Below are 3,954 nucleotides of genomic sequence, written 5' to 3'. Positions count from 1 at the left end.
ATCCGCATGGTGCTCATGCACCGGGCCGGGATATTCGATCTTTCCAACCAGAATATCGAGGAGAACGAGGCCACCAAGGACGAGCCCTACGTGAAGCTGAACTATCTGGAGTACGTCATGGCCCAGGACCCGGACCATCAGTTCACCTTTGACGAGATGTTCGGGGTCATCGCCAAAGGGCGGCAGGCCCAGTTCAGCCCGCCGGGCCTCAAGTACCAGTATTCGGACACCGGCTACTGCCTGCTGGCCGTGATCGTGGAGCGGGTTTCAGGAAAGACCTATGGCGACTTCGTGCGCGACGAGCTGCTCGTTCCCAACAATTTGAACGAGACCTCCTTGCCCTGGCAGGGGGCGAACGACACCCTGCCCACTCCGTTCGTTCCCGGTTTTCTGTGGCACAACTCCACCCTGGCCGACGTGACCCTCTCGAATATGTCGGCCTTCGTGGGCAACGGGAACATGATCACCACGCCCGGAGACCTATCCTCGTGGTGCCGGCGGTTTTTCTCCGGTCAGGCTGGTCTGCGCATTGACACGGTGGAAACGATGATGGACGGTTTGCCGACCTCGAACGGCTCGACGTCCACCTATGGATTGGGCATTCGTTTCACGGAAAAGGAGGGCTACGGCCACAGCGGGGCCCACGAAGGGTATCTGACCCTCATGGGATACAAGCCGGAGATAGACACCTGCTATGTCATGGTATCCAATGTCTGGGACTGCCGGACCTGCGGTCAAAGCCTTGATTCGATCAAGGCCCAGTTGGTGATGATGGTCGACACGGTCAACACGATTCTCGACGAATTGGAGCGTTGAGCCGATGATTGCGAAAATATGCTGAATTGAAAAATGATCGATTATGAGGAGAATCTTGTGACTGACGACAAATCAAAAATGGGAAATAAAATTTTGGCTGGCGACGATTTGAAAATGGTCCGTGCCGGCAACGATCTCCAGTTCGTCTGTGGCCTGACCCGGCGAGAGTTTGTGAAATATTCCGTTGGGACGGCTGCGTGTATCTATTTTGGAGCGTTGAATACAGGATGTGAAAGCAGCAGGAGTTCTATAGCCGAATACCCGATTGATTCCACTGTGGTCACCACGACCACACGGGTGCTGTCGTTTCCCGTTCCAAAGCAACCTTCCGGGCCAAACTCTGGAACGGGACTGTATCTGAGTGAGCTTCCGCTCATTCAGGAATACAAAAAATATGGGTACGGTGATTGGCAGTTCAGCGCCGATGGACTTCCGATAGTGATGCGCTATGATCTCATGCCGGATCCATATCCAGATAACGCGGCGACTCGTGCCAGGATTCAAAAATTTGCGAATTTCTTTGCCATAACCGATATCCATATTACCGACAAGGAAGCGCCAAACCAGTTGATATATCTTCAACAGGAGGATCCCGTATACTCCGGTCCAAACACGTCCATTTACTCGCCGGTTATGCTGTGCACAACCCATGTCCTTGACGCCGCCATGCAGACGATAAACGCCCTGCACAAGAAAAATGCCTTCGATTTCGGCATCTCCCTCGGCGACACCTGCAATTCTACTTCGTACAACGAACTCAGGTGGTACATGGACGTCATTGACGGGAAGGTCATTACCCCAAGTTCCGGCGACCAGCTCGGAGCCGATACCATTGACTACCAGCGGCCGTTCAAGGCCGCAGGACTCGACAAATCGATCCCCTGGTATCAGGCCATGGGGAACCACGATCACTTCTTCCTCGGTTCGTTCCCGGTTGATGCCGACCCGGCCCTTGGTCTCCGGAATGCATACCTCGGTGATACCGTCTGGCCGGTAGCGGATTTCCTCGTCCCGACTATTGATCCCAAGACCTTCCCGGCTTTGTTCGACATGAAAAATATGAAGACGGAACCAAAGTATTACCAGGGGGTCCTCGATGGCTCGACGCCTACCGGCACAATCATCCATGCCGGGGCGGTCGAGAAGTTCAGCGCTCCGCCAAAGGTGGCCGCCGATTCCAATCGTCGCTCGCTCCTCCGAACGGAATGGATCGAGGAATTTTTCAATACCTCAACCGAACCCGTCGGTCACGGATTTGGTCTGGTCGATCCGTCCCAGCCGAGCGGGTTCGCCTGTTACAGTTTTCTGCCCAAGGCAAATGTGCCGCTCAAGATCATCGTCCTCGACGATACCCAATCGGAAACCGACGGTTCTCGCGACATTCATGGGCATGGCTTTCTCGACGCGAACCGGTGGGCCTGGCTTCAAAGGGAGCTCAAGGACGGTCAGGCTGCCAATCAGTTGATGATCATCGCGGCACACGTACCGATCGGTGTCGCAGCTATCGGCTCCGAGACGGAGTGGTGGGAGTCTCATAATGATCCAAATGCTACGGAACAGAATGCCGTGACCTTGACGGAGCTGGTTGCGATGCTTCAGGACACGCCGAATCTTCTCATGTGGGTCGCCGGGCATCGTCATCTCAATACCGTCAAGGCTTTTGTCTCGCCTGACCGCGCCAACGCCCCTGAAAAAGGCTTCTGGCAGGTCGAAACATCATCGTTGCGGGATTACCCTCAGCAGCTCCGCACCTTTGAGATCTACTTGAACAGCGACTACACGGTTTCAATCGTTACCATCAACGTTGATCCGGCGGTTCGAGAAGGAACACCGGCCGCGACATCGCGTTATTATTCAATTGCCACCCAGCAAATAATCCAAAGCAACCTGAATCTGAACAATCCCAACCTCGAGAAGGCGTATGACGCCATTCCGGTCGAGACCATGGACCCATCTCGACCCCAGGACAACACTCAGGATTCGTCTATCTTTTACGGATCGGTGCCTGGAGTGCCGTACTGCGCATCGTACAATGCGGAACTGTTCAAGCAGCTCAGCCCGACAATGATCAATGCGCTGAAAGCCCAATTCTCGGCGACCGAACAATGTTAACGGCCGATGGGGAAGATGTTCGATATAGTCAAAACGATCCCCGAATTATTGGAGCGTTGAGCCGGACATGGCCCGGATTCTGATCGTCGTCGGGTGCCTTTTGGTAGCGGTCGGCCTTGCTTGGCATTACGCCCCTTGGCTCCTGAACTGGTTCGGCCGATTGCCCGGGGATATCCGCATCGAATCCGAGCGTGGCCGGGTGTTTGTTCCGATCACATCCATGATCATCGTCAGCACCGTATTGACGGTGCTTATGAATTTGTTCCGGCGATAACCGGCACCTCAGGGGGAGCGTTCGATTTATTCGGTCCGGCGGGAGGTGAGTCCCGCCGGACCGAGTATGTTTTGAAGGGTGTGCCTTTTCGGATATGATCAGGCGAGGTCGAAACGGTCGAGGTTCATGACCTTGTTCCAGGCCGCGACAAAGTCCTTCAGGAATTTTTCCAGGGAGTCGGCACAGGCATAGACTTCGGCCAAGGCCCTGAGTTGGGAATTGGACCCGAAGACGAGGTCGACCCGAGTCCCGGTCCATTTGCTCTCGCCCGTGGCCCGGTCCCGCCCCTCGAACACGTCCGGGTCGGCCGAAGTCGGCTTCCATACTGTGCCCATGTCCAGCAGATTGACGAAGAAGTCGTTGGTCAGGGTCTCGGGCCTTTTGGTAAAGACCCCGTGCCGGGACTGCCCGTAATTGGCGTTCAAGACCCGCAGACCGCCGACCAGAACGGCCATCTCGGGCGCGGTCAGGGTCAGGAGCTGGGCCCGATCCACCAGCAGTTCCTCGGCCGACACGTTGAATTTGGCCTTCTGATAGTTCCGGAACCCGTCCGCCTTGGGCTCCAAGACGGCAAAGGAGTCTGCGTCGGTCTGCTCCGCCGAGGCGTCCGTACGTCCCGGCGCAAAGGGAACGGTCACATCGTGACCGGCCTTTCTGGCTGCCTGTTCGACGGCGGCGCAGCCGCCTAGAACGATCAGGTCGGCCAGAGAGACTTTTTTGCCGCCGGTCTGAGCCGCGTTGAACTCCGTCTG

The 3,954-nt window shown here is 56.1% G+C and carries 4 protein-coding genes; 3 read left to right on the top strand and 1 reads right to left on the bottom strand.

Features of this window, described 5'->3' with window-relative positions; translation table 11 throughout:
* The 3 genes from EOM25_12835 to EOM25_12825 all read left to right on the top strand — a co-directional run.
* A partial coding sequence (locus tag EOM25_12835) for a class A beta-lactamase-related serine hydrolase (protein ID NCC26060.1) occupies positions 1-816 on the top strand: 816 nt, incomplete at its 5' end.
* Positions 817-930: 114 nt separating this feature from the next.
* Positions 931-2,928 (top strand): TIGR03768 family metallophosphoesterase, encoded by a 1,998-nt coding sequence (locus EOM25_12830; GenBank protein NCC26059.1) that lies wholly within the window; start codon positions 931-933, stop codon positions 2,926-2,928.
* Positions 2,929-2,995: 67 nt separating this feature from the next.
* Entirely contained in the window at positions 2,996-3,202 is a 207-nt protein-coding gene (locus tag EOM25_12825) for a DUF2905 domain-containing protein (GenBank protein NCC26058.1), read from the top strand.
* 98 nt (positions 3,203-3,300) lie between these two features.
* Here EOM25_12825 and EOM25_12820 read toward each other — a convergent pair.
* Positions 3,301-3,954: catalase-peroxidase (locus tag EOM25_12820; protein ID NCC26057.1), on the bottom strand; the 654-nt coding region annotated here is incomplete at its 5' end.

The organism is Deltaproteobacteria bacterium (assembly GCA_009929795.1).
Lineage (GTDB): Bacteria > Desulfobacterota > Desulfovibrionia > Desulfovibrionales > Desulfomicrobiaceae > RZZR01.
Note: the sequence above shows the minus strand (reverse complement) of the source record. Positions and strands in the feature narration are given on the sequence as shown.

Excerpts from the sequence above, each read along its gene's own strand:
- EOM25_12830 (NCC26059.1), top strand. The coding sequence starts at position 931 with ATGGTCCGTGCCGGCAACGATCTCCAGTTCGTCTGTGGCCTGACCCGG.
- EOM25_12825 (NCC26058.1), top strand. The coding sequence starts at position 2,996 with ATGGCCCGGATTCTGATCGTCGTCGGGTGCCTTTTGGTAGCGGTCGGC.